The sequence below is a fragment of the Kosakonia sp. genome (assembly GCF_032052965.1).
GTDB lineage: Bacteria > Pseudomonadota > Gammaproteobacteria > Enterobacterales > Enterobacteriaceae > Kosakonia.
The window spans coordinates 250,632-272,508 of the sequence record NZ_DAMBVN010000003.1; the positions used below are offsets into that span (position 1 = coordinate 250,632).

General features: G+C 53.5%; 19 protein-coding genes. 13 read left to right on the plus strand and 6 right to left on the minus strand.

Features of this window, described 5'->3' with window-relative positions:
- Nucleotides 1-20 precede the first annotated feature (20 nt).
- Complete coding sequence (gene uxuA, locus RTX30_RS06290; RefSeq protein ID WP_312687941.1) at nucleotides 21-1,211, minus strand: mannonate dehydratase; 1,191 nt, start codon at nucleotides 1,209-1,211, stop codon at nucleotides 21-23.
- Nucleotides 1,212-1,415: 204 nt separating this feature from the next.
- Here uxuA and RTX30_RS06295 point away from each other — a divergent pair, with 204 nt between their 5' ends.
- The 9 genes from RTX30_RS06295 to yejF all read left to right on the plus strand — a co-directional run bounded on the left by RTX30_RS06295 (nucleotide 1,416) and on the right by yejF (nucleotide 13,058).
- Entirely contained in the window at nucleotides 1,416-2,882 is a 1,467-nt protein-coding gene (locus tag RTX30_RS06295; RefSeq protein ID WP_312687943.1) for a fructuronate reductase, read from the plus strand.
- A gap of 117 nt (nucleotides 2,883-2,999) precedes the next feature.
- Nucleotides 3,000-3,977 carry a GTP-binding protein gene (locus tag RTX30_RS06300; RefSeq protein WP_312687946.1) on the plus strand — a complete coding sequence of 326 codons (978 nt, stop codon included), beginning with the start codon at nucleotides 3,000-3,002 and terminating at the stop codon, nucleotides 3,975-3,977.
- Nucleotides 3,978-4,020: 43 nt separating this feature from the next.
- A complete protein-coding gene (locus RTX30_RS06305) occupies nucleotides 4,021-4,722 on the plus strand; it encodes a phosphatase PAP2 family protein (protein ID WP_312687949.1) in 702 nt (233 codons plus the stop codon).
- 424 nt (nucleotides 4,723-5,146) lie between these two features.
- A complete protein-coding gene (mepS, locus tag RTX30_RS06310) occupies nucleotides 5,147-5,713 on the plus strand; it encodes a bifunctional murein DD-endopeptidase/murein LD-carboxypeptidase (protein ID WP_312687951.1) in 567 nt (188 codons plus the stop codon).
- 157 nt (nucleotides 5,714-5,870) lie between these two features.
- On the plus strand, nucleotides 5,871-7,430 hold the full coding sequence (locus RTX30_RS06315; protein ID WP_312687953.1) for a cyclic di-GMP phosphodiesterase: 1,560 nt from the start codon (nucleotides 5,871-5,873) through the stop codon (nucleotides 7,428-7,430).
- A gap of 93 nt (nucleotides 7,431-7,523) precedes the next feature.
- A complete protein-coding gene (locus RTX30_RS06320) occupies nucleotides 7,524-9,332 on the plus strand; it encodes an extracellular solute-binding protein (RefSeq protein ID WP_312687955.1) in 1,809 nt (602 codons plus the stop codon).
- Between the two features lie 9 nt (nucleotides 9,333-9,341).
- Nucleotides 9,342-10,442, plus strand: coding sequence for a microcin C ABC transporter permease YejB (locus RTX30_RS06325; protein WP_312687957.1), 1,101 nt, complete (start codon nucleotides 9,342-9,344; stop codon nucleotides 10,440-10,442).
- A complete protein-coding gene (locus RTX30_RS06330; RefSeq protein WP_312687959.1) occupies nucleotides 10,442-11,467 on the plus strand; it encodes an ABC transporter permease in 1,026 nt (341 codons plus the stop codon). Before RTX30_RS06325 ends, RTX30_RS06330 begins: the two co-directional genes overlap by 1 nt.
- A gap of 1 nt (nucleotide 11,468) precedes the next feature.
- On the plus strand, nucleotides 11,469-13,058 hold the full coding sequence (gene yejF, locus RTX30_RS06335) for a microcin C ABC transporter ATP-binding protein YejF (protein ID WP_312687962.1): 1,590 nt from the start codon (nucleotides 11,469-11,471) through the stop codon (nucleotides 13,056-13,058).
- Between the two features lie 3 nt (nucleotides 13,059-13,061).
- Here the strand turns inward: yejF and RTX30_RS06340 are convergent, their stop codons facing one another.
- The 3 genes from RTX30_RS06340 to rsuA all read right to left on the minus strand — a co-directional run bounded on the left by RTX30_RS06340 (nucleotide 13,062) and on the right by rsuA (nucleotide 15,657).
- On the minus strand, nucleotides 13,062-13,406 hold the full coding sequence (locus RTX30_RS06340) for a YejG family protein (protein WP_312687965.1): 345 nt from the start codon (nucleotides 13,404-13,406) through the stop codon (nucleotides 13,062-13,064).
- A gap of 334 nt (nucleotides 13,407-13,740) precedes the next feature.
- Complete coding sequence (locus tag RTX30_RS06345; protein WP_312687968.1) at nucleotides 13,741-14,934, minus strand: Bcr/CflA family multidrug efflux MFS transporter; 1,194 nt, start codon at nucleotides 14,932-14,934, stop codon at nucleotides 13,741-13,743.
- 15 nt (nucleotides 14,935-14,949) lie between these two features.
- Nucleotides 14,950-15,657, minus strand: coding sequence for a 16S rRNA pseudouridine(516) synthase RsuA (gene rsuA, locus RTX30_RS06350; RefSeq protein ID WP_312687971.1), 708 nt, complete (start codon nucleotides 15,655-15,657; stop codon nucleotides 14,950-14,952).
- Nucleotides 15,658-15,807: 150 nt separating this feature from the next.
- Between rsuA and RTX30_RS06355 the strand changes: the two genes are divergently transcribed.
- Both RTX30_RS06355 and rplY read left to right on the plus strand, forming a co-directional pair.
- Nucleotides 15,808-17,568 carry a DEAD/DEAH box helicase gene (locus RTX30_RS06355; RefSeq protein ID WP_312688222.1) on the plus strand — a complete coding sequence of 587 codons (1,761 nt, stop codon included), beginning with the start codon at nucleotides 15,808-15,810 and terminating at the stop codon, nucleotides 17,566-17,568.
- A gap of 125 nt (nucleotides 17,569-17,693) precedes the next feature.
- Nucleotides 17,694-17,978: a 50S ribosomal protein L25 gene (gene rplY / locus RTX30_RS06360; RefSeq protein ID WP_312687974.1), complete on the plus strand. Its 285-nt coding sequence runs from the start codon at nucleotides 17,694-17,696 to the stop codon at nucleotides 17,976-17,978.
- Nucleotides 17,979-18,019: 41 nt separating this feature from the next.
- Here rplY and RTX30_RS06365 read toward each other — a convergent pair whose 3' ends face one another.
- Both RTX30_RS06365 and yejK read right to left on the minus strand, forming a co-directional pair.
- Nucleotides 18,020-18,661, minus strand: a complete 642-nt coding sequence (locus tag RTX30_RS06365; protein WP_312687976.1) for a hypothetical protein — start codon at nucleotides 18,659-18,661, stop codon at nucleotides 18,020-18,022.
- 60 nt (nucleotides 18,662-18,721) lie between these two features.
- Entirely contained in the window at nucleotides 18,722-19,729 is a 1,008-nt protein-coding gene (gene yejK, locus RTX30_RS06370; protein ID WP_312687978.1) for a nucleoid-associated protein YejK, read from the minus strand.
- Nucleotides 19,730-19,867: 138 nt separating this feature from the next.
- Here yejK and RTX30_RS06375 point away from each other — a divergent pair, with 138 nt between their 5' ends.
- Both RTX30_RS06375 and yejM read left to right on the plus strand, forming a co-directional pair.
- Nucleotides 19,868-20,095, plus strand: coding sequence for a YejL family protein (locus tag RTX30_RS06375; protein ID WP_312687981.1), 228 nt, complete (start codon nucleotides 19,868-19,870; stop codon nucleotides 20,093-20,095).
- 18 nt (nucleotides 20,096-20,113) lie between these two features.
- Nucleotides 20,114-21,874, plus strand: a complete 1,761-nt coding sequence (yejM, locus tag RTX30_RS06380) for an LPS biosynthesis-modulating metalloenzyme YejM (protein ID WP_312687984.1) — start codon at nucleotides 20,114-20,116, stop codon at nucleotides 21,872-21,874.
- Nucleotides 21,875-21,877: the final 3 nt, after the last annotated feature.

Genomic DNA, 21,877 nt, shown 5'->3' on the forward strand with positions numbered 1-21,877 from the left:
GTTTCCCGTATCAGGCTTGTTTACAGCAGATCGCGGAACAACGTTTTCTTCAGCGCCAGCTCAACACCACGCACTTCCGCCATCCCTTTCAGACGCCCGATCGCTGAATAACCCGGGTTGGTTTTCTTGCGCAGATCGTCAAGCATCTGATGACCATGATCCGGGCGGAACGGAATAGGACGGAGATCGCCCGCTTTTTTCCGGCGCTGTTCTTCGGTCAGGATCGCCGCCACCACCGACACCATATCCACATCGCCGTGTAAATGCGCAGCTTCATGGAAGGTTTTCGGGTTCGCTTCACGGCAAGTTGAGCGCAGGTGCGTAAAATGAATGCGATCGCCGAAGGTTTCAATCATCTGCACCAAATCGTTATCTGCGCGCACGCCGTAAGAACCGGTACACATGGTAAAGCCGTTGTTAATGCTGTTTACCGCCTCTTTCAGCCACTGCATATCTTCAATTGTCGACACAATGCGCGGCAGACCGAGGATCGGGCGCGGCGGATCGTCCGGATGCACCGCCATACGAACCCTCACGTCCTGCGCCACCGGAACAATGGCCCGCAGGAAATACGCCATATTTTCGCGCAACTGCGCTTTATCAATGCCGTCATATTCTGCCAGACGGGCGTGGAACTGCTCCAGCGTATAGCCCTCTTCTGCTCCCGGCAGACCCGCAATGATATTGCGCGTCAGCTTTTCGATGTCGGCATCGCTCATCGCGTTGAAGTAAGCCTGCGCCTGGCGCTGCTCTTCTTCGCTGTAATCCGCTTCCGCACCTTTACGCTTCAGAATATGGATTTCGAAGGCTGCAAAGGCGATTTGATCGAAACGCAACGCTTTGGAGCCGTCCGGTAAGGTGTATTCCAGATCGGTGCGCGTCCAGTCAAGAATAGGCATAAAGTTGTAGCACACGGTATCAATACCGCATGCAGCCAGGTTGCGGATACTTTGTTGGTAGTTGGCGATCCACAGGTCATATTGCCCGCTGTGGGTTTTAATATCTTCATGTACCGGAATACTTTCTACCACCGACCAGACCAGGCCTTTTTCGGCCAACAACGCCTGACGCGCTTTAATCTCGTCTACCGGCCAGACCTGACCATTCGGAATATGGTGCAGCGCGGTGACAACCCCCGTCGCGCCTGCCTGACGCACATCATCAAGAGATACCGGATCGTTCGGTCCATACCAACGCCAGGTTTGTTCCATCGCCTTACCCTCTAAAGTTGTTATACCAATACACGCAACTGAATGACGACTACCATACATGTTTAAATCAGAGGGTCAAACCCTCCGGCAACAATGATTGATCCAGCTCACATTCCCCGGATAATTACGGCATACCAATTCTTTTTGCTGTCATATAACTTTACACTGGATAATGTTAATTATTGGTTAATCAGGTGTATATAGATGAAGACAATCGCCTCCGTAACGCTCCCCGCCATTGTGCAGCAGCCGCAGTACGCGCGTTCGCAACTGCGTTCAAGGATCGTGCATTTTGGTTTTGGCGCGTTTCACCGCGCCCATCAGGCGCTGTTGACCGACCGGGTATTGAATGCGCAGGGCGGCGACTGGGGAATTTGTGAAATCAGCCTGTTTAGCGGCGATGTGTTAATGACGCAGCTTCGCGCACAGGATCATCTCTATACCGTGCTGGAAAAAGGCGCTGAGGGAAATCAGCCGATTATTATTGGCGCTGTGCACGAGTGCCTGAACGCGAAGCTCGATTCGCTGGCAGCCATTATTGAAAAATTCTGCGAACCGCAGGTGGCGATCGTCTCATTGACGATCACCGAGAAAGGTTATTGCATTGATCCAGCGAGCGGTAAACTGGATCTACGCCAGCTGCGCATTGAGCACGATCTGCAGCATCCGCATGAACCGCACTCTGCCCCAGGGATCCTGGTCGAAGCGCTCCATCGCCGCCGTGAACGCGGTCTGCCGCCTTTTACTGTCCTCTCCTGCGATAACATTCCGGACAACGGTCACGTCGTGAAAAATGCTGTGCTGGGCATGGCGCAAACGCGCTCCCCCGAACTGGCAGAGTGGATCGCCACCCATGTGAGCTTCCCTGCAACCATGGTTGACCGCATTGTCCCGGCGGCTACCGAGGAGTCGCTGGCAGAGATCAGCCAGCTGTTGGGCGTTGAGGATCCCTGCGCCATCAGCTGTGAGCCCTTTATTCAGTGGGTCATTGAAGATAATTTTGTTGCCGGGCGCCCGGAATGGGAAGCTGCGGGCGTGCAACTGGTGCAGGATGTACAGCCCTGGGAGCAGATGAAATTACGCATGTTGAATGGTAGCCATTCTTTCCTCGCGTATCTGGGTTATCTCGCCGGTTTTGCCCATATCAATGATTGTATGCAGGACAGTGCATTTCGCGAGGCGGCGCGCAGGCTGATGCTCAATGAACAAGCACCTACGCTGCGTATTACCGGTGTCGATCTTAATGCCTACGCCGACAGTCTACTCACGCGCTTCGCCAACCCTGCGCTCAAACACCGCACCTGGCAAATTGCCATGGACGGTAGCCAGAAGCTGCCGCAGAGAATGCTGGATGGCGTGCGCGTACATTTACAGCGGGAAAGCGACTGGCCGCTCCTGGCGTTGGGCATTGCTGGCTGGATGCGTTACGTCAGCGGCGTGGATGATGCAGGCAACACTATCGATATTCGCGATCCGTTGATGGATAAAATCCGCGCAATTGTTGATACCAGTGATGACGCTGAACGCGTGACAGCCCTGCTGACCTTGCAGGAAATCTTCGGTAATGATTTGCCGCTGAACCCGGTCTTTGTCGACACTGTCAGCCACGCCTGGCATAACATTGCCACTCTTGGCGCACACGGTGCAGTGAAAGCCGTACTCGATCGTTAACATTTTCTGCTATTACCGCGGGCGATACGTGCTTTCCTTCGCCCGCGCCCTTCTCTTTTCTCCTTTTTTTCGCCAGGATCGTTGCCATTCCTCATTTTGTTGACGCCTGGAGTTTCAGTGACCAAGACCAACCTCATTACCGGCTTTCTCGGAAGCGGCAAGACGACCTCGATATTGCACTTACTGGCACATAAAGAGCCGCAGGAAAAATGGGCCGTGCTGGTAAACGAGTTTGGTGAAGTTGGCATTGATGGCGCGCTAATGGCAGACAGCGGCGCACTGTTGAAAGAGATCCCCGGCGGCTGCATGTGCTGCGTCAATGGCTTGCCCATGCAGGTCGGGCTGAATACGCTGCTGCGTCAGGGAAAACCCGATCGCCTGTTGATTGAGCCGACCGGCCTTGGCCATCCTAAACAGATCCTCGATATGCTAAACGCAGCGGTGTACGAACCCTGGATCGACTTGCGCGCGACGTTATGCCTGCTCGATCCGCGCCAGCTGCTGGATGAGAAAGCGGTTAATAACGACAACTTCCGTGACCAACTGGCGGCGGCGGACATTATTATCGCCAATAAACAGGACCGCGCCACACCAGAAAGTCAGGACGCCCTGGAGACGTGGTGGCGCGAATTCGGCGGCGATCGTTTCCTCGTCAACGCCACGCAAGGCACTATTGACGGCGCACTGCTTGATCAGCCACGTCGCAATCTGCGTGAACTGCGCGCCAGCGCAGAACATCAACATGCGCATGCCAGTAATAAAGGGCTGGCGGCCCTGAATTTGCCAGCACATCAGCGCTGGCGGCGTAATCTGAACAGCGGCCAGGGGCACCACGCCTGCGGCTGGATTTTTGATGCCGACACGGTTTTCGATACCGTTGGTCTGCTCGAGTGGGCGCGTCTGGCGCCCGTAGAGCGGGTTAAAGGGGTGATGCGCATTCCCGAGGGCCTGTTGCGGGTCAATCGCCAGGGGCAGGATTTTCATATCGAAACGCAAAATGTTGCCCCGCCAGACAGCCGGATTGAACTGATTACCGCGTCGGAAGCGGACTGGAACGCCTTGCAGTCCACCCTGTTGAAGCTTCGTTTAAGTTAATGGCACTACCGTTGCGCCTGTGTTAATTGAAAATGCCTTAAAGATGAAAACTCGTTTACCGTTAATTTTGTTGCTGAACGCTGCTGGTCTGGCGTTATTTTTAAGCTGGTACTTACCCGTCAACCACGGTTTCTGGTTCCCGCTGGACTCTGCCATCTTCCATTTTTTCAACCAGGGTCTGGTCGAGAATCGCGCTTACCTGTGGCTGGTGGCGCTGACCAATAACCGCGCCTTCGATGCCTGCTCGCTGGTTGCCATGGGCTGCCTGATGCTTTCGTTCTGGTTACCAGCGGATCGCGATGGCCGCCGTCGTGTGTTGATGATTGGCCTGACGATGCTGTTGATTGCGGTAGTGCTGAACCAACTGGCTCAGTTGCTGATGCCGGTGCAACGCACCAGCCCGTCGTTGTTCTTCAAAAATATCTACCGGGTCAGCGATCTGCTTAACTTCCCAACCAAAGATGCGTCCAAAGACAGCTTTCCGGGTGATCACGGTATGATGCTGCTGATTTTTGCCGCAATAATGCTACGTTATTTCGGCAAACGCTCCTTTGCGATAGCGCTGGTTATTGTTGTGGTTTTTGCTTTCCCGCGGGTGATGATTGGGGCGCACTGGTTCACTGATATTGCCGTAGGCTCATTGTCGGCGGTACTCATCGGCTTGCCGTGGTTCCTGCTGACACCACTTAGCGATAAAATTATTCTCCTGTTTGATCGTTATTTGCCCGGAAATAACAAAATTTAAACAAGTGCCCAACAATTATTTTCGCTATTCATTAGGGATCGTTTTAGATCCCTAATTAAAATTCCCGGCGATTGCCTAATTTTGTCATTTTCCTGTCATCGCAATCCGCCTATAAAAGAGCAATTTGCACGCTATTTAAACTAAATTGTCCATTTTGTGACCAATTCTGAATATTCACTTTCTGTATCATAATTTCTTATAAAAAAAGGGGGAAAAGCGCTCGCAATGCCGGGAGGGTTAGGGTAATCTCGCTTTCGTCTTATCGCAAAGAGTGCTTTTATTCTCATTGTGCGTAAATTTGTGCGTTGTTCCACAGATCCGACCATGAGTGTTTGTCTCGTTGCTTATAGATAATTACTCTCGCTGCGTTGGCAGTATTTATAACGATATTTATCGTTAAGGACTTCAAGGGAAAATAAGCAACATGGTCAAATCTCAGCCGATTTTGAGATATATCGCGCGGGCGATACCCGCGATAGCGGTAGCGGTACTGCTGTCAGCATGCTCATCAACAAATACCGCAAAGAACATGCATTCTGAGACGCTTGGTGTGGCTGAAGACACTTCTTCACTGCAAACCTCTCAGGATGAATTTGAAAATATGGTCCGTAACCTGGATGTTAAATCCCGTATTATGGATCAATATGCCGACTGGAAAGGCGTTCGCTATCGTCTCGGCGGCGACACCAAAAAAGGCATCGACTGTTCCGGTTTTGTGCAACGCACGTTCCGTGAACAGTTCGGTTTAGAACTGCCACGTTCCACCTGGGAACAGCAGGAAACCGGTAAGTCGATTTCGCGCACCAGTCTGCGCACTGGCGATCTGGTTCTCTTCAGAGCAGGTTCGACCGGGCGACATGTCGGCATCTATATTGGTAATAACCAGTTTGTTCATGCTTCCACCAGCAGCGGTGTGATGATTTCCAGCATGGATGAGCCGTACTGGAAGAAGCGCTACAACGAAGCGCGACGTATCCTGACCCGCAGCTAATAACTTAACGCCGGTTTTCCCTTGGCTGGCGCTTAAGAAAGAAGAACACTGCCCCGGCAGTGTTTTTTTATGCTCGCTATCCTCAAACCGCTTTTCGGGCTATAGTCCAGAAATTCACATCGTTCACTGCAGAACGCGGATAATTGGGTCCAACATCATGTTCACCCGCTACTTTCTCACCCTGAACCGAAAAATAGCGCTGATTAGCATCCTCATCGGCCTGTTTTCCGCTGTCTCGGTGGGTGGATTCCAGTTTTGGTTAGAGCAACAAAAACGGCTGACCCGCTATGAAACGTTGCTTAATGGCATTCAAAACTGGTTTACCAACTATCTCGGCGATATCCGCACCACGGCAGAGCTGTTGCAGCCGCTAACCCTGAATGCGTGCCATGATGTTGCCAGTGAACTGACATCGCGGGCCGCCTTCACCCTGAACGTCCGCGCCTTTCTTTTGGTCAAGGATCAGAACGCTGTCTGCTCGTCAGCAACCGGGGTGATGAATGTCCCCTTGAAACAACTGGTGCCGGATATCGACGTCAATAAAGCCACCGATATGGTGATCCTGCCCGGAACGCCAATGATGCCGGATAAACCGGCCATGGCGTTGTGGTTTCGTAGTCCTCTGTTTGACGATCGCGGTGTCTTTGTCTCGCTGAATATCAATCTTTCACCTTACATGCTGTACAGCTCTGAACAGCCGGATCTCACCGGGATCGCCATCGGCGTTAACGGTCGGGCAATATCGACCTTCACTGCAGGGCTCATTAATTTAGCCAGCTTTGATCAGGTGCCATTCAGCACCGAACAGATCGACGGCACGCCGCTGACCATTTATCTGTATGCAGAAAAATGGCGGCGGGAAGACGTGCAATTTGCGCTACTGCTGGGAGCAACGGCAGGAATGCTAATTGGGCTTCTGGCAGCTTACATCTTATCGACGCGCCTGCGCCCGGGCCGGGAGATACTTACCGCTATCAAGCGCGAACAGTTCTATGTGGTCTACCAGCCGGTTGTTGACGCAAAAACCCTCAAAGTCAGCGGCGTCGAAGTACTGATGCGCTGGAAACACCCCACCGCGGGCGAAATCCCGCCTGATGCTTTTATCCATTTCGCCGAAGCGCAACAGCTGATTATTCCGCTGACGTTACACCTGTTTGCGCTGATCGCCCGTGATGCCCCGGTGCTACAAACGTTGTTACCTGCCGGCGCGAAAATCGGCATTAATATTGCGCCCGGCCATTTGCATGCCGAGAGTTTTACCGACGACATTCATCAATTTTCGCAATCGCTGCCCCCACACCATTTCAGCATTGTGCTGGAAATCACCGAGCGCGATATGTTGCGTTACACCGAGGTGACAAAACGGTTTGAGTGGCTCCGCAATGAGGGTTATGAGATAGCGATTGACGACTTCGGCACCGGTCACAGCGCGCTGATTTATCTTGAACGTTTTACCCTCGACTACCTGAAAATAGATCGCGGCTTTGTCAATGCTATCGGCATGGAAACCATCACGTCGCCAGTGCTGGACGCCGTACTGACCCTGGCGAAACGGCTGAATATGCTGACCGTCGCCGAAGGTGTTGAAACACCAGAACAAGCGAGATGGCTGCGTGAACACGGCGTACATTTTATGCAAGGTTACTATTTTAGCCGCCCGATGACGCTTCAACAGTTTGTGGACTGGCAGGCGCCGCCATTTGAGGCTTTGCTCTAGCCGCGAATTATTTCACATCAGGCCGGGCCTCCCTTATTATTCAGCGATAAGAAGTTAGTGCGCCCTGCGCGCTACAGGTCATAGGAACACACAATGAAGTTTGTGCGCATTGCAGCGTTATTGTTGGCCTTTGTCAGTCTGGTCAGTCAGGCGCAAACCATCAAAGAAAGTTATTCTTTCGCCGTGATTGGCGAACCCAAATATGCCATTAACTTTTCCCATTTTGATTATGTGAATCCCGCGGCGCCCAAGGGCGGCAATGTCACACTCTCTGTCATTGGCACCTTTGATAACTTTAACCGTTTTGCTTTACGCGGTAATGCCGCCGTGCGTACCGAATCGCTTTACGATGCTCTCTTTACCACCTCCGACGATGAACCCGGTAGCTACTACCCGCTTATCGCCGAGATGGCGCGCTATGCCGATGATTATTCATGGATGGAGATCAGCATTAACCCACGGGCGCGCTTTCATGACGGCTCCCCTGTTCGCGCCAGCGACGTGGCGTTCACTTTTCAGAAATTTATGACAGAAGGCGTGCCGCAATTCCGCCTGATTTATAAAGGCTCCACGGTGAAGGCCATCTCACCGTTAACGGTGCGCATTGTGCTGGCGAAACCGGGCAAAGAGGACATGCTCAGCTTGCTGACCCTGCCGATCATGCCGGAGTCTTTCTGGAAAGATCACAAGCTTAGCGAACCGCTGAGCCGCCCGCCGCTGAGTAGCGGCCCTTACCGTATCAGCAGTTGGCGCATGGGGCAGTATATTGCTTATACCCGTGTACGGGATTACTGGGCGGCGGACTTGCCAGTCAACCGCGGCCGCTGGAATTTCGATAATATTCGTTATGACTACTATCTTGACGATAACGTCGCGTTTGAAGCCTTTAAAGCAGGCGCCTTTGACTTACGTAGCGAAGGTGATGCGAAAAACTGGGCCACACGCTATATCGGCACTAACTTCAGCCGCGGTTATATTGTCAAAGATGAACAACCCAATACTTCCGCGCAAAATACGCGCTGGCTGGCGTTCAATATCACCCGCCCGGTGTTCAGCGATCGCCACGTGCGTGAAGCCATTTCGCTGGCCTTTGATTTTGAATGGATGAACAAAGCATTGTTCTACGGGGCATACAGCCGGGCGAACAGCTATTTCCAGAACACAGAATACGCTGCACGTCACTACCCTGATGCCGATGAACTAACGCTGCTGGCACCGTTAAAAGCGCAGATCCCGCCGGAAGTGTTCACCTCTATTTACTCCCCGGCAAAATCGAACGGCGATGGTTATGACCGTGAAAACCTGCTCAAAGCCGATGCGCTGTTAAAACAGGCGGGCTGGGTGCTGAAAAACCAACAGCGCGTGGAAGCGAAAACCGGTAAACCTTTACGCTTTGAATTGCTGCTACCCTCCGGCGGTAACACGCAGTGGGTACTGCCATTTCAGCACAATCTCTCGCGCCTCGGTATCACTATGGACATCCGCCAGGTGGATAACTCACAAGCCACCAACCGCATGCGTAGCCGCGACTACGATATGATGCCGCGCCAGTGGCTTGCGCAGCCGTGGCCGAGTGGCGATTTGCAAATCGCATGGAGTTCACAGTATATCGACTCCTCGTACAACGCGCCGGGCGTGAAAAACCCGGCTGTGGACGATCTGATTGCGCAGATTAACCGCTGGCAGGGGAATAAGGAAAAGCTGCTGCCGCTGGGACGCGCGCTGGATCGTGTACTGACCTGGAACTATTACATGCTGCCCATGTGGTACATGTCAGCGGATCGCATCGCCTACTGGGATAAGTTCTCCATGCCTGGCATTCGCCCTGTCTACTCACTCGGTTTTGATACCTGGTGGTATGACGTAAACAAAGCAGCGAAATTACCCGCTGCCAGACGTTAAGGAGAAGCGATGGGCGCGTATCTCGTTCGCCGTTTATTACTGATTATTCCCACGATTTGGGCAATTATCACCATTAACTTCTTTATTGTGCAGATAGCCCCCGGTGGCCCGGTGGACCAGGCGATTGCCGCCATTGAATTCGGTAATCAGGGATCACTGCCAGGCAGCGGCGGAGGTGGAATGGGCGCAACGCATGCCCGCACCGGCGTAGGTGATGTCCTGAGTAATGACAGCCATTATCGCGGCGGGCGCGGCCTCGATCCGCAAGTCATTGCCGAGATTAAGCAGCGCTATGGTTTCGATAAACCGCTGCATGAGCGTTACTTCAAAATGCTCTGGGATTACCTGCGCTTCGACTTTGGCGACAGCCTGTTTCGTAGCGCGTCGGTGCTGCAACTGATTAAAGAAAGTATGCCCGTCTCCATCACACTGGGCTTGTGGGGCACGTTCATCATCTATCTGGTGTCGATCCCGCTTGGCATCCGCAAAGCGGTGCACAACGGTAGCCGTTTTGATATCTGGAGCAGTGCGCTGATTATTGTCGGTTACGCGATCCCGGCGTTTTTGTTCGCCATCATGCTGATTGTCTTTTTCGCAGGGGGCAGTTATTACGATCTTTTCCCCCTGCGCGGGCTGACCTCAAGCAATTTCGACGCATTACCCTGGTATAAACAGGCACTTGATTATCTGTGGCATATTACGCTGCCGGTGCTGGCGACGGTAATTGGCGGTTTCGCTGCCCTGACGATGCTGACCAAAAACTCCTTTCTGGATGAGATCCGTAAGCAGTATGTGGTCACCGCGCGGGCAAAGGGCGTCAGCGAACGCAATATCATGCGCAAGCATGTGTTCCGCAATGCCATGTTGCTGGTGATCGCTGGTTTTCCTGCCACCTTTATCAGCATGTTTTTTACCGGATCGCTGCTGATTGAGGTGATTTTCTCGCTCAACGGCCTCGGTTTACTGGGCTACGAAGCGACGGTGTCGCGCGATTATCCGGTGATGTTCGGCACACTTTATATTTTCACACTGATTGGATTGCTGCTGAACATCCTCAGCGACATCAGCTATACGCTGGTGGATCCGCGTATCGATTTCGAGGGACGCTGATGTTTCAATTAAGCTACGTCAATCAGGCGCGCTGGCTACGTTTTCGCCACAACCGCCGTGGATACTGGTCGCTGTGGATCTTTTTAGTGATTTTTATTCTCAGTCTGTGTGCGGAACTGGTCGCTAACGATAAGCCGTTGCTGGTGCGCTATGAGGGCCGCTGGTATGCCCCGATTGTCAAAGATTACAGCGAAAGTGACTACGGCGGCCCCTTTGCGACACCCGCCGATTATCAGGATCCGTGGTTACGTAAGCAGCTCGACGAGCGAGGCTGGGTTCTGTGGGCACCGGTGCGCTTTGGCGCACGCAGCATCAACTATGCTACCACCGAGCCCTTCCCGTCCCCACCCTCGGCAAAAAACTGGCTGGGCACCGACGCGAATGGCGGAGATGTGCTGGCGCGTATTCTCTACGGCACGCGAATCTCTTTGCTGTTCGGCCTGATGCTCACGTTTTGCTCAAGCGTGATTGGTGTGCTTGCAGGCGCGATCCAGGGGTATTACGGCGGTAAAATCGATCTCTGGGGGCAACGCTTTATTGAAGTGTGGTCCGGCATGCCAACGCTGTTTTTGATTATTTTGCTCTCCAGCGTGATTCAGCCGGGTTTCTGGTGGCTGTTAGGCATCACCGTGCTGTTTGGCTGGATGGCACTGGTTAGCGTGGTGCGCGCCGAGTTTCTGCGCACTCGCAACTTTGACTACATCCGCGCGGCACAGGCGTTAGGCGTCAGCGATCGTGGCATAATGCTCCGTCATATGCTGCCAAATGCGATGGTTGCTACGTTAACGTTGCTGCCCTTTATTCTGTGTAGTTCTGTCGCGACGCTCACCTCGCTCGACTTTTTGGGCTTTGGTCTGCCGTTGGGGTCGCCCTCGCTCGGTGAGTTACTCCTGCAAGGCAAAAACAACTTACAGGCTCCCTGGCTGGGGATTGCCGCTTTTATTTCCACCGCCCTGCTGCTTTCGTTGCTGATTTTCATTGGCGAAGCGGTGCGCGACGCGTTTGATCCCAATAAGGCGGTGTAAGATGGCCTCTCCTCTGCTGAGTATTGACTCCCTGACCATTGCTTTTCGCCAGCAAAACCAATCCCATACTGTTGTCAGGAATTTATCGCTAGCGATTGAAGCGGGAGAAACGCTGGCGCTGGTGGGTGAATCCGGCTCCGGTAAAAGCGTCAGCGCGCTGTCTGTTCTGCGGCTGTTGCCCTCCCCGCCGGTTGAATACCCGTCCGGAGATATTTTGTTTCATGGCGAGTCGCTGCTGCATGCCAGCGAACGCATCATGCGGGGTATACGCGGCAACAAAATCGCAATGATCTTCCAGGAGCCGATGGTTTCACTTAACCCGCTGCATACACTGGAGAAGCAACTGTATGAAGTGTTATCGCTGCATCGCGGCATGCGACGGGAAGCGGCACGCGCAGAGATCCTCGACTGCCTCGATCGCGTCGGCATCCGCAATGCCCGCAGCCGGTTGGGTGATTTTCCGCATCAGCTTTCCGGCGGCGAACGCCAGCGTGTGATGATCGCCATGGCACTGCTGACACGCCCGGAGCTGCTCATTGCCGATGAACCGACCACCGCACTGGATGTCAGCGTCCAGGCGCAGATCCTGGCGCTGCTGCGCGAATTGCGTGATGAACTGAACATGGGCCTGCTATTCATCACCCATGATTTGAGCATCGTGCGTAAACTGGCCGATAACGTGGCGGTGATGCAAAACGGGCAATGTGTGGAGCAAAACAACGCGCCCGCCCTGTTCAGCGCGCCGACCCATCCTTATACCCAGCGCCTGCTGAACAGTGAACCTGCGGGGGATCCCGTTGCGTTGCCGCCAGGCACGCCACCGCTGTTGCAGGTGAACAATCTCGGTGTCAGCTTCCCCATTCGTAAAGGGGTTTTTCGCCGCGTGGTTGATCACAATCAGGTAGTTAAGAATATCAGTTTTAGTCTGCGCCCAGGCGAGACAGTCGGACTAGTGGGTGAGTCCGGCTCCGGTAAAAGCACAACAGGCCTTGCCCTCTTGCGGCTGGTGGCGTCACGCGGGACGATACTCTTTGATGGTCACCCGTTGCATCAGTGGGGCCGTAAGCAGATGCTGCCCGTCCGCCCCCGTATTCAGGTCGTTTTTCAGGATCCTAACTCTGCGCTGAATCCGCGTTTAAATGTGCTGCAAATTATAGAAGAGGGATTACGTGTTCATCAGCCAGAGCTGACGCGCGCCGCCCGCGAGCAGCGAGTGATCGAGGTTATGCAGGAAGTTGGGCTGGATCCGCAAACCCGGCGGCGTTTTCCCGGTGAATTCTCAGGCGGTCAGCGCCAGCGTATTGCCATTGCCCGTGCGCTGATCCTGAAACCGGAGTTGATTATTCTGGATGAGCCGACGTCATCGCTGGACCGCACCGTGCAGGCGCAGATCCTGGCCTTGCTTAAATCATTACAGGAGACGCACCGACTGGCGTATATCTTTATCAGTCACGATCTGCATGTAGTGCGCGCGTTGTGCCATCAGGTGATCGTGCTGAAGGAAGGCGAAGTAGTAGAACAAGGCGAGTGCTGGCGTGTCTTCAACGACCCGCAGCAGGAATATACACGCCAGCTTCTCTCGTTAAGCTGACGTTCAGAAAGGGTTCTGCCCGGAAAAGGGTTCCGCAATGGCAACGCCAAAGTTTTTCAGGCGACAGGTTGCGGCAAATTCATCCTGGCAATTGACGAACAGACACGGCTCACCTTCGCACTCCAGCACCGAGCAATCTACTTCAATGTCACTTAATGCCTGGCTGAGTTTATGCATGACCGGCCAGGCACTGTCACCGTCCGGGCTCAGCAGTTTCAACGCCACAAGCGTGTCATCAGCCGACTGGCCATTTTGCGGAATCGGTTCAACTTTTGCGCCTGCAAAACCATCGAGCCAGCGATAGCACTGGGGTAAACGGTGGATGATAGAGAGCTGTAATGTATTCACTTTCTTTCCCCGGAAGCACTTTACTTCACAAATATTTTACATTTATATTAACACACTATTGACAAATCGTCCTGTCAGGCACGCAGAAAAGGTCACATCCCGCGCAGCGTGTGGTTTTGCCGCTCTTTTGTCAGGTTATTTTTGGGTAAGCGGCGGGTCGGTTTCGGGGTATATGTACCCGTTTCTGCGATCTAACTCAACCTTTTTCACTACAATGGTGTGACTTTTTACACTAATTGATTTTACATAAAAGAAACAAACATGTCAGAAGGTATGACCATTTTGGTTGATATGTATCAAAGAAGGGAGTCTTTTCACTCCCTTTGCTGAAGGGTTACGCCGGTTTTTTTCCGCGACTGGCGTAAAGACAGAAGAGAATGGAGCTGGTTGCGCAGAACGTGATCGACCAAATCATTGGCCAGGCAGAGTTAAAAGTCGCCATCGACAACAACGCGCCGATGATGGCACCAATGCCAAAACGGAACGTCCCGGCCAGCGATGACGCTGTCCCGGCCATATGAGGAAACTCATCAAGAATAACGGCCATCGCATTAGACGCTACCAGCGAGACACAGCCGACAAACGCCGCCACACCAAGTACCAGTGACCAGAACCCGACATCCAGCAACGCGGTTACCACCATCCATATCGCCATGGCAAACTGCACCCACAGCCCGCAGCGAAACATGTTCAGCGCGCCAACGCGACGCACAATGCGGCCATTAATAATAGTGGTTACAAACAGGAAGACGATATTCAGCGCGAAGTAATAACCAAAATCCTGCGGCGAGACGTGATTGATCTGAATGTAAACAAACGGCCCAGCGCTCAGAAACGAGAACATTCCGGCAAAGCTGAACCCGCTTGCCAGCATGTAACTCAGCACGCGCTTATGACGAAACAGCGAAGCAAAGTTACCGATAGTGGTGCGCAGGTGAAATTTATGCCGCTTATCCACCGGCAGTGTTTCACGAATAAAGATGGCGATCATCGCCGATGCCAGGAGCGCGGCCAGCGCAAGGATCCAGAAAATGGCGTGCCAGCTAAACCAGACCAGTACCGCCCCGCCCACCATCGGTGCCAGTAACGGCGCAATTGTCGTCACCAGCATAACGAACGACATCATGCGTGAGAATTCTTCCCGGGGGTAGATATCGCGCATCAGAGCGTTGATCACCACGCTGGCCGCCGCTGCCGCAAGGCCATGGAAAAAACGCATCGTGATCAATTGATCAATACTCTGCGCCAGCGCACAGGCCACCGCCGCAGCGGCAAAGATCAGGGTACCGCCAAGAATGACTGGCTTACGCCCGATGCTGTCGGCCATCGGGCCATATAGCAACTGACCGACCGCAAACCCCAGAATATAGGTACTCAGCGTCATCTGCGCACTGCCCGCCGGCACACCGAATTGCTCTGCAATCACCGGAAGCGCAGGAAGATACATATCGATGGACAGCGGCATAAGCATTGCCAGCAGCCCAAGAATAAACACAATGCTTAGCGAAGAGTGTGGCCTTGAGGTCACGTCAGTCTCCTGATATTAGCGTGGGGGCATGCCGATACTGGCAATTTCTTCTTCTGTCAGCGGACGATACTCACCGGGTGCTAAATCCGCATCCAGCGCAATAGCGCCAATGCGCTCGCGATGCAGACCCACCACATGATTACCGACAGCGGCAAACATGCGCTTAACCTGATGATAACGACCTTCTCTGATGGTCAGACGGACCTGATTCGGTGTTACTACTTCCAGCACGGCGGGTTTGGTGAGATCTTTTTCGTTGTGCAGCTGTACACCACGGGCAAAGTGTTCTGCCGTGTCGTCGCTTACCGGGGATTCGAGCGTCACCAGATAGGTTTTTTCACAATGATGGCGCGGCGAGGTAATACGGTGTGACCACTGGCCGTCGTCGGTCATCAGCACCAGCCCGGTAGTGTCAATATCCAAACGCCCGGCGGCATGCAGCTTGTGTGCAACCGGCTCATCAAGAAAATAGAGTACCGTCGGGTGATCCGGATCGTCGGTTGAGCAAACGTAACCTTCCGGTTTGTGCAGCATAAAGTAGCGCGGGCAATTTTGCTGCACCAGCGTATTGCCATCGTATTCGACATCGTGTTCGGGCAGCAGTTTAAATGCCGTATCACGCACAACGTCGCCATTAACAGTGACACGGTGAGCACGGATTTCACGCCCGGCAATGGCGCGGCTTACGCCGAGCTGCTGAGCGATAAACTTATCAAGTCGCATGAAATTTTTTTGCCTGTATGGTGCTGGATGCGGGCAATGAGCCCAAAAAAGACGTAATAAACGTGAGTAGTATAGCGGCCATCATACACCACTCAAGGGAAAGATCCGTGGCATACTATGCGCCGTCTACCTGCAACCCTCATCGAGACAATGACTTTTACGCTGCGCCCCTATCAACGCGAAGCGGTGGATGCCACCCTCGCCCATTTTCGTCAACATGCTGAACCGGCGGTGATCGTGCTACCGACCGGGGCCGGAAAAAGCCTGGTCATCGCCGAACTGGCGCGTCTGGCACGCGGTCGCGTGCTTGTGCTGGCGCATGTGAAAGAACTGGTCGCACAAAACCATGCCAAATACATTGCCCTTGGGCTGGAAGCAGATATCTTTGCTGCCGGATTAAAACGCAAACAAAGTAACGGAAAAGTGGTGTTTGGCAGTGTGCAATCGGTGGCGCGCAATCTGGCGCAATTTCAGGGTGAATTTTCACTGCTGGTGGTGGATGAGTGCCATCGCATCAGCGATGACGATGACAGCCAGTATCAGCAGATCCTGGCCCATCTGCGTAAGGTGAACCCTCACTTACGACTGCTGGGTTTAACCGCTACCCCTTTCCGGCTGGGCAAAGGCTGGATTTATCGCTTTCATTACCATGGCATGGTGCGCGGCGACGAAAAGGCGCTGTTTCGCGACTGCATTTATGAGCTGCCGCTGCGCTATATGATCAAGCACGGTTATCTCACACCGCCAGAGCGGCTGGACATGCCCGTTGTACAGTATGATTTCAGCCGCTTACAGGCGCAGAGCAACGGTCTGTTCAGTGAAGCAGATCTGAACCGGGAACTGAAAAAACAGCAGCGAATTACTCCGCATATCATTAGTCAGATTATTGAGTTTGCGCAGACGCGCAAAGGGGTAATGATTTTTGCCGCGACCGTTGAGCATGCGCGGGAGATCACCGGGTTACTCCCCGCGGACGAGGCTGCACTGATTACCGGAGAGACGCCTGGCCCACAACGCGATGCGTTAATCGATGCCTTCAAAAACCAGCAATTCCGTTATCTGGTCAACGTGGCAGTATTGACCACCGGTTTCGATGCGCCGCATGTCGACCTGATCGCCATATTACGTCCGACAGAATCCGTCAGCCTGTATCAGCAAATCGTTGGCCGCGGTCTTCGGCTTTCGCCGGGCAAAACCGACTGTCTTATCCTTGATTATGCGGGGAACCCGCACGACCTTTACGCGCCGGAGATCGGTGCGCCAAAAGGCAAAAGCGACAATGTGCCGGTACAGGTGTTCTGCCCTGCCTGTGGTTTCGCCAACACCTTTTGGGGTAAAACCACCGCGGATGGCACGCTCATTGAGCATTTTGGCCGCCGCTGCCAGGGCTGGCTGGAAGATGATGAAGGTCATCGCGAACAGTGTGATTACCGCTTTCGCTTTAAAAACTGCCCGCAGTGTCATGCAGAAAATGACATTGCTGCCCGTCGCTGCCGCAGTTGCGACACGGTGCTGGTCGATCCTGACGATATGCTGAAAGCAGCGCTGAAACTGAAAGATGCGCTGGTGCTGCGCTGCAGTGGTATGACGCTCCAGAACGGCGCGGACGAGAAAGGCGAATGGCTGAAAATCACCTATTACGATGAAGATGGCGCGGATGTCAGTGAGCGCTTCCGTCTACAGACACCCGCGCAGCGTACCGCCTTCGAACAGCTATTTATCCGCCCGCATACCCGTACTCCCGGCATGCCGCTGCGTTGGATTGTGGCTCGCGATATCGTCGCCCAGCAAGCGCTGCTGCGCCATCCCGACTTTGTGGTGGCGCGGATGAAAGGCCAGTTCTGGCAAGTGCGTGAAAAAGTGTTCGATTATGAAGGCCGTTTCCGTCGGGCGCATGAATTACGTGGATAAACGTGCTTTTGATTGATGTATCGAACATTCGGGGATAGAATACCGCCCGCTTTTGCATCCGCGAAAGCCGATCATCTGCCTGTTGCTGGGTCGCCTGTAACAGGATTTATTAAAGAGAGATTTAAATGTTTACTATCAATGCAGACGTACGTAAAGAGCAGGGTAAGGGTGCGAGCCGCCGCCTGCGCGCAGCTAACAAGTTCCCGGCTATCGTTTACGGTGGAACTGAAGCGCCGATCGCTATCGAACTGGACCACGACAAACTGTGGAACCTGCAGTCCAAAGCTGAGTTCTATAGCGAAGTAGTGACCATCGCTGTTGATGGCAAAGAAGTAAAAGTGAAAGTTCAGGCTGTACAGCGTCACCCGTACAAACCGAAACTGTCTCACATCGACTTCGTTCGCGCTTAATCGTCGACAAGTTGAAGAAACCCCGCTACGGCGGGGTTTTTTTATGCCTGTTCGCCGTCCATCAATGGCTGACCAATACGCGGTTCATCCCCTTCATCTGACTGCCGGTGCATGACCTGCTTAAGCAGTGTGCGCTGGCGGATCATCGCCTGAGACGGCGCCCAGGGCAGCATGCGCAGCGGAACAGTCTGCCCTTCCGTTAGCGCATCAAAAAGCGGCTCCTGGTTCAGCAGGTCCTCCCCTTCCCAGCGTTGCCCTGCATAGTCAAAATGAAAATGGACGCGTAACTCCAGCTCATCAATTTCGATATCGTCTTTTTCGCCGTGATCATCCACTTTGTTGCCGACTTTACCGTTGTGGGCCAGACGCGTTTTCTTCAGCACTGTCCCGCTGGTGTTAACACCGTGTTGGCGTAACAGCCCGCTGGCATAGTAATAACGCACACTGCTGATGTTTGACGTCACTGCAAAGCCGACCAGAAACAGACCACAAAGAAAAAAGACCGCAATCCCAATTATGCCCGCAATAGTGTGCGTTTCATCGGGTAACCAGGCATGGAAATACAGCAGCAGCGAAGCGGTCAGAAAAATAACGCCCAGGCCCAAAAGCAGACAAAACAGCAGCGCATGTTTGCGCAACACAGTGCGCAGCAATACAAAGTCGATACCTGGCGGATGCGTCATCGTTAAAACAGCTCCCGTGGCTCGCAAAGAAAAAACCTGCCAGTCAGCAGGTTTTGAGGATTATTTTCCGCCGTTAAGACGGCGTTGCAGCTGGTCGCGGAGGTTTGGCGGCGTGCCTTTGATGGTCAGCGTATCGGTTGCCGGATCCCAGAAAATACGTTCGCCCAGTAATAAGGCATCGAAATTAATGGTCAACCCGCCACCGCTGCCCGCGTATTTGGTCAGTTGGCGCAGCGTGCTGCGGTCGGCCGGGAAACTGTCTTCCAGCTCGTAGCCCTGGCCGGCAGTAAACTCTTCGAAGCTGACTTCGCTCACGCCTGCCAGCTCTTTCGACAACGACGCCAGTTCAATCTCTTCACCGGCCTGCAACTGTTCATTGCAGTAGGTGTAAACCTGCTGGCGTACCGTCTGGCGCTCGGATTTATCCAGCTCCGCCTGGGCGGTGAAATCATCCACCGCCTGCAGCAAACCGCGGTTTTGCGCTTTGGCGTTCAGTCCTTCGCTGGCGCCAAGAAAATCCATAAAGAAATCGGCGACCTTACGCCCAACGCGACCTTTCAGGAAGGTTAAGTAACGGCTGGATTCCGGGTTGGTTTCCCACTCGGTCAGGTCAATTCGGGCGACGATATCCGCATGATTTATATCAAGATAATGCGTGGAGCTGATATCCAGATTCTCATTCACGCGCATGCTGCTTAAGTTGTTCAGCACCGCCACCAGCAGGTATTCCACCGCGAGATAACGGTAGTGGCAAAACAGGACAATACCGCCATCAGCAAAGGGGTATTTCGCCAGCTCATCACGTAAACGTCCGGTCGCCGCACGGCTGAACGCGAGAAACTCTTCTTCACCCTGACGTTGCAAGCGCAGCGCCTGCGCCAGCTCGCTCTCTTCGTTGAACAGGCCATACGCTTTGTTTTTCGCGCTATAGACCCGGTGCAACTCTTCGACCATCTCTTCAACGGGCGGTGTTGGTTCCAGCAAAGAATCGCGCAGCACCAGCTCAAGGGTTTGCTCATCGCGTTTGATAAGCTGATGCAGGGCAATCTGGTTGATGTCCAGACTCATGATAAACTCTCCTTTTAGACCGCGGTATTCAACCACCACCAACGCGACTGTGCAACAGCAGATAAAAAAGCAGAAAAAAAGCTGTTGCTACGGTAATATGTTGCCCTTTCATGAACCAACATAAACTGATGTCGATTTATGCCACAAATCTCCCGTTACAGCGATGCACACGTTGAAGAACTGCTCACTGAGCTGGCCAACGTGCTGGAAAAACACAAAGCGCCGACCGACCTGTCCCTGATGGTGCTGGGCAATATGGTAACCAACCTGATTAACACCAGCGTTGCGCCCGCCCAGCGTCAGGCTATCGCCAGGTCATTCGCTCAGGCGTTACAATCGTCTATTGGCGACGACAAAGCGCATTAAGGGAATTAACAAGAGTTTATGGTGACGAATCGTCAGCGCTATTTTGAAAAAGTCTCCCAGATGGTGAGCTGGGGGCACTGGTTTGCGTTGTTCAACATTTTGTTGTCCATCGTACTGGGTAGCCGCTATCTGTTTGTCGCCGACTGGCCCACTACCCTTTCGGGCCGAATCTACTCTTATTTAAGCGTGGTAGGGCACTTCAGTTTTCTGGTCTTCGCCGCCTATCTGCTGATTCTGTTTCCATTGACGTTTATTGTCATGTCACAGCGATTGATGCGCGTGTTGTCGGCTATCTTCGCCACCATGGGCATGACGCTGTTGTTGATTGACAGCGAAGTCTTTACCCGTTTCCACCTGCATTTAAATCCCGTCGTCTGGGAGCTGGTGATTAACCCGGATCAGAACGAAACGGCGCGTGACTGGCAGTTAATGTTTATCAGCGTGCCGGTGATCCTGCTGATTGAAATGCTGTTCGCGACCTGGAGCTGGCAAAAGCTGCGCAGCCTCACCCGCCGTCGCCATTATGCCAAACCGCTGGCCGTCTTCTTCTTTGTCGCCTTTGTTGCCACTCATGTAATGTACATCTGGGCGGATGCCAATTTCTATCGCCCAATCACCATGCAGCGCGCCAACTTGCCGCTCTCTTACCCGATGACCGCGCGGCGTTTTCTGGAAAAACACGGCCTGCTGGATGCGCAGGATTATCAGCGTCGGCTGGTGGAACAAGGCAATCCGGAAGCCGTGTCCGTGCAGTATCCGCTCAGTGAGCTGCGTTATCAGGATATGGGCGCCGGGCATAACGTCCTGTTAATTACCGTTGATGGCCTTAACTATTCGCGCTATGAAAAACAGATGCCGCAACTGGCGAGTTTTGCCCAGCAGAATGTGAGCTTCACCCAACATATGAGCTCCGGCAATACCGCCGATAGCGGCTACTTCGGGCTGTTCTACGGTATTTCGCCAAGCTATATGGATGGCGTACTCTCAGCGCGTATTCCGGCGGCGCTGATCACCGCGTTCAACCAGCAGGGCTATCAGTTAGGCCTGTTCTCTTCAGACGGCTTTAGCAGCCCACTCTACCGCCAGGCATTGCTGTCTGACTTCTCACTGCCGGCCGCAAAACCGCAAAGCGATGAGCAAACTGCCGATCAATGGATTAACTGGCTGAGCCACTATGCGCAGGATGACAACCGCTGGTTCTCCTGGGTGTCGCTTAATGGCACCGCCTCGCTGGACAGCAACCAGCAGGGCTTTGCTCGCAAATACAGCCGTGCGGCATCCGATGTGGATGCACAAATCGCCCGCGTCATTGATGCGCTGCGCGCCTCTGGCAAGCTCGATGATACGGTGGTGATCATTACCGCCGGGCGCGGTATCCCGGAAAGCAAAGAGGCCAGCCGTTTCGACTGGTCACGTAGCACGCTGCATGTGCCGCTGGTTGTTCACTGGCCAGGCACACCGGCTCAGCACATCAATAAGCTGACGGATCATAAAGATATAATGACCACGCTGATGCAGCGTTTGCTGCACGTCAGCACACCGGCGAATGAATATTCGCAGGGGCAGGATCTGTTCAATGCCACACGGCGTAACAATTGGGTCACCGCTGCCAATGGCGACACGCTGGCAATTACCACGCCGGAAATGACCCTGGTGCTTGGCCAGAATGGCAATTACCAGACCTGGGATGCGCAGGGCAATAAAGTGCGCGAGCAGAAACCGCAACTCAGTTTGCTGTTGCAGGTTCTGACGGATGAAAAACGTTTTATCGCTAACTGATTG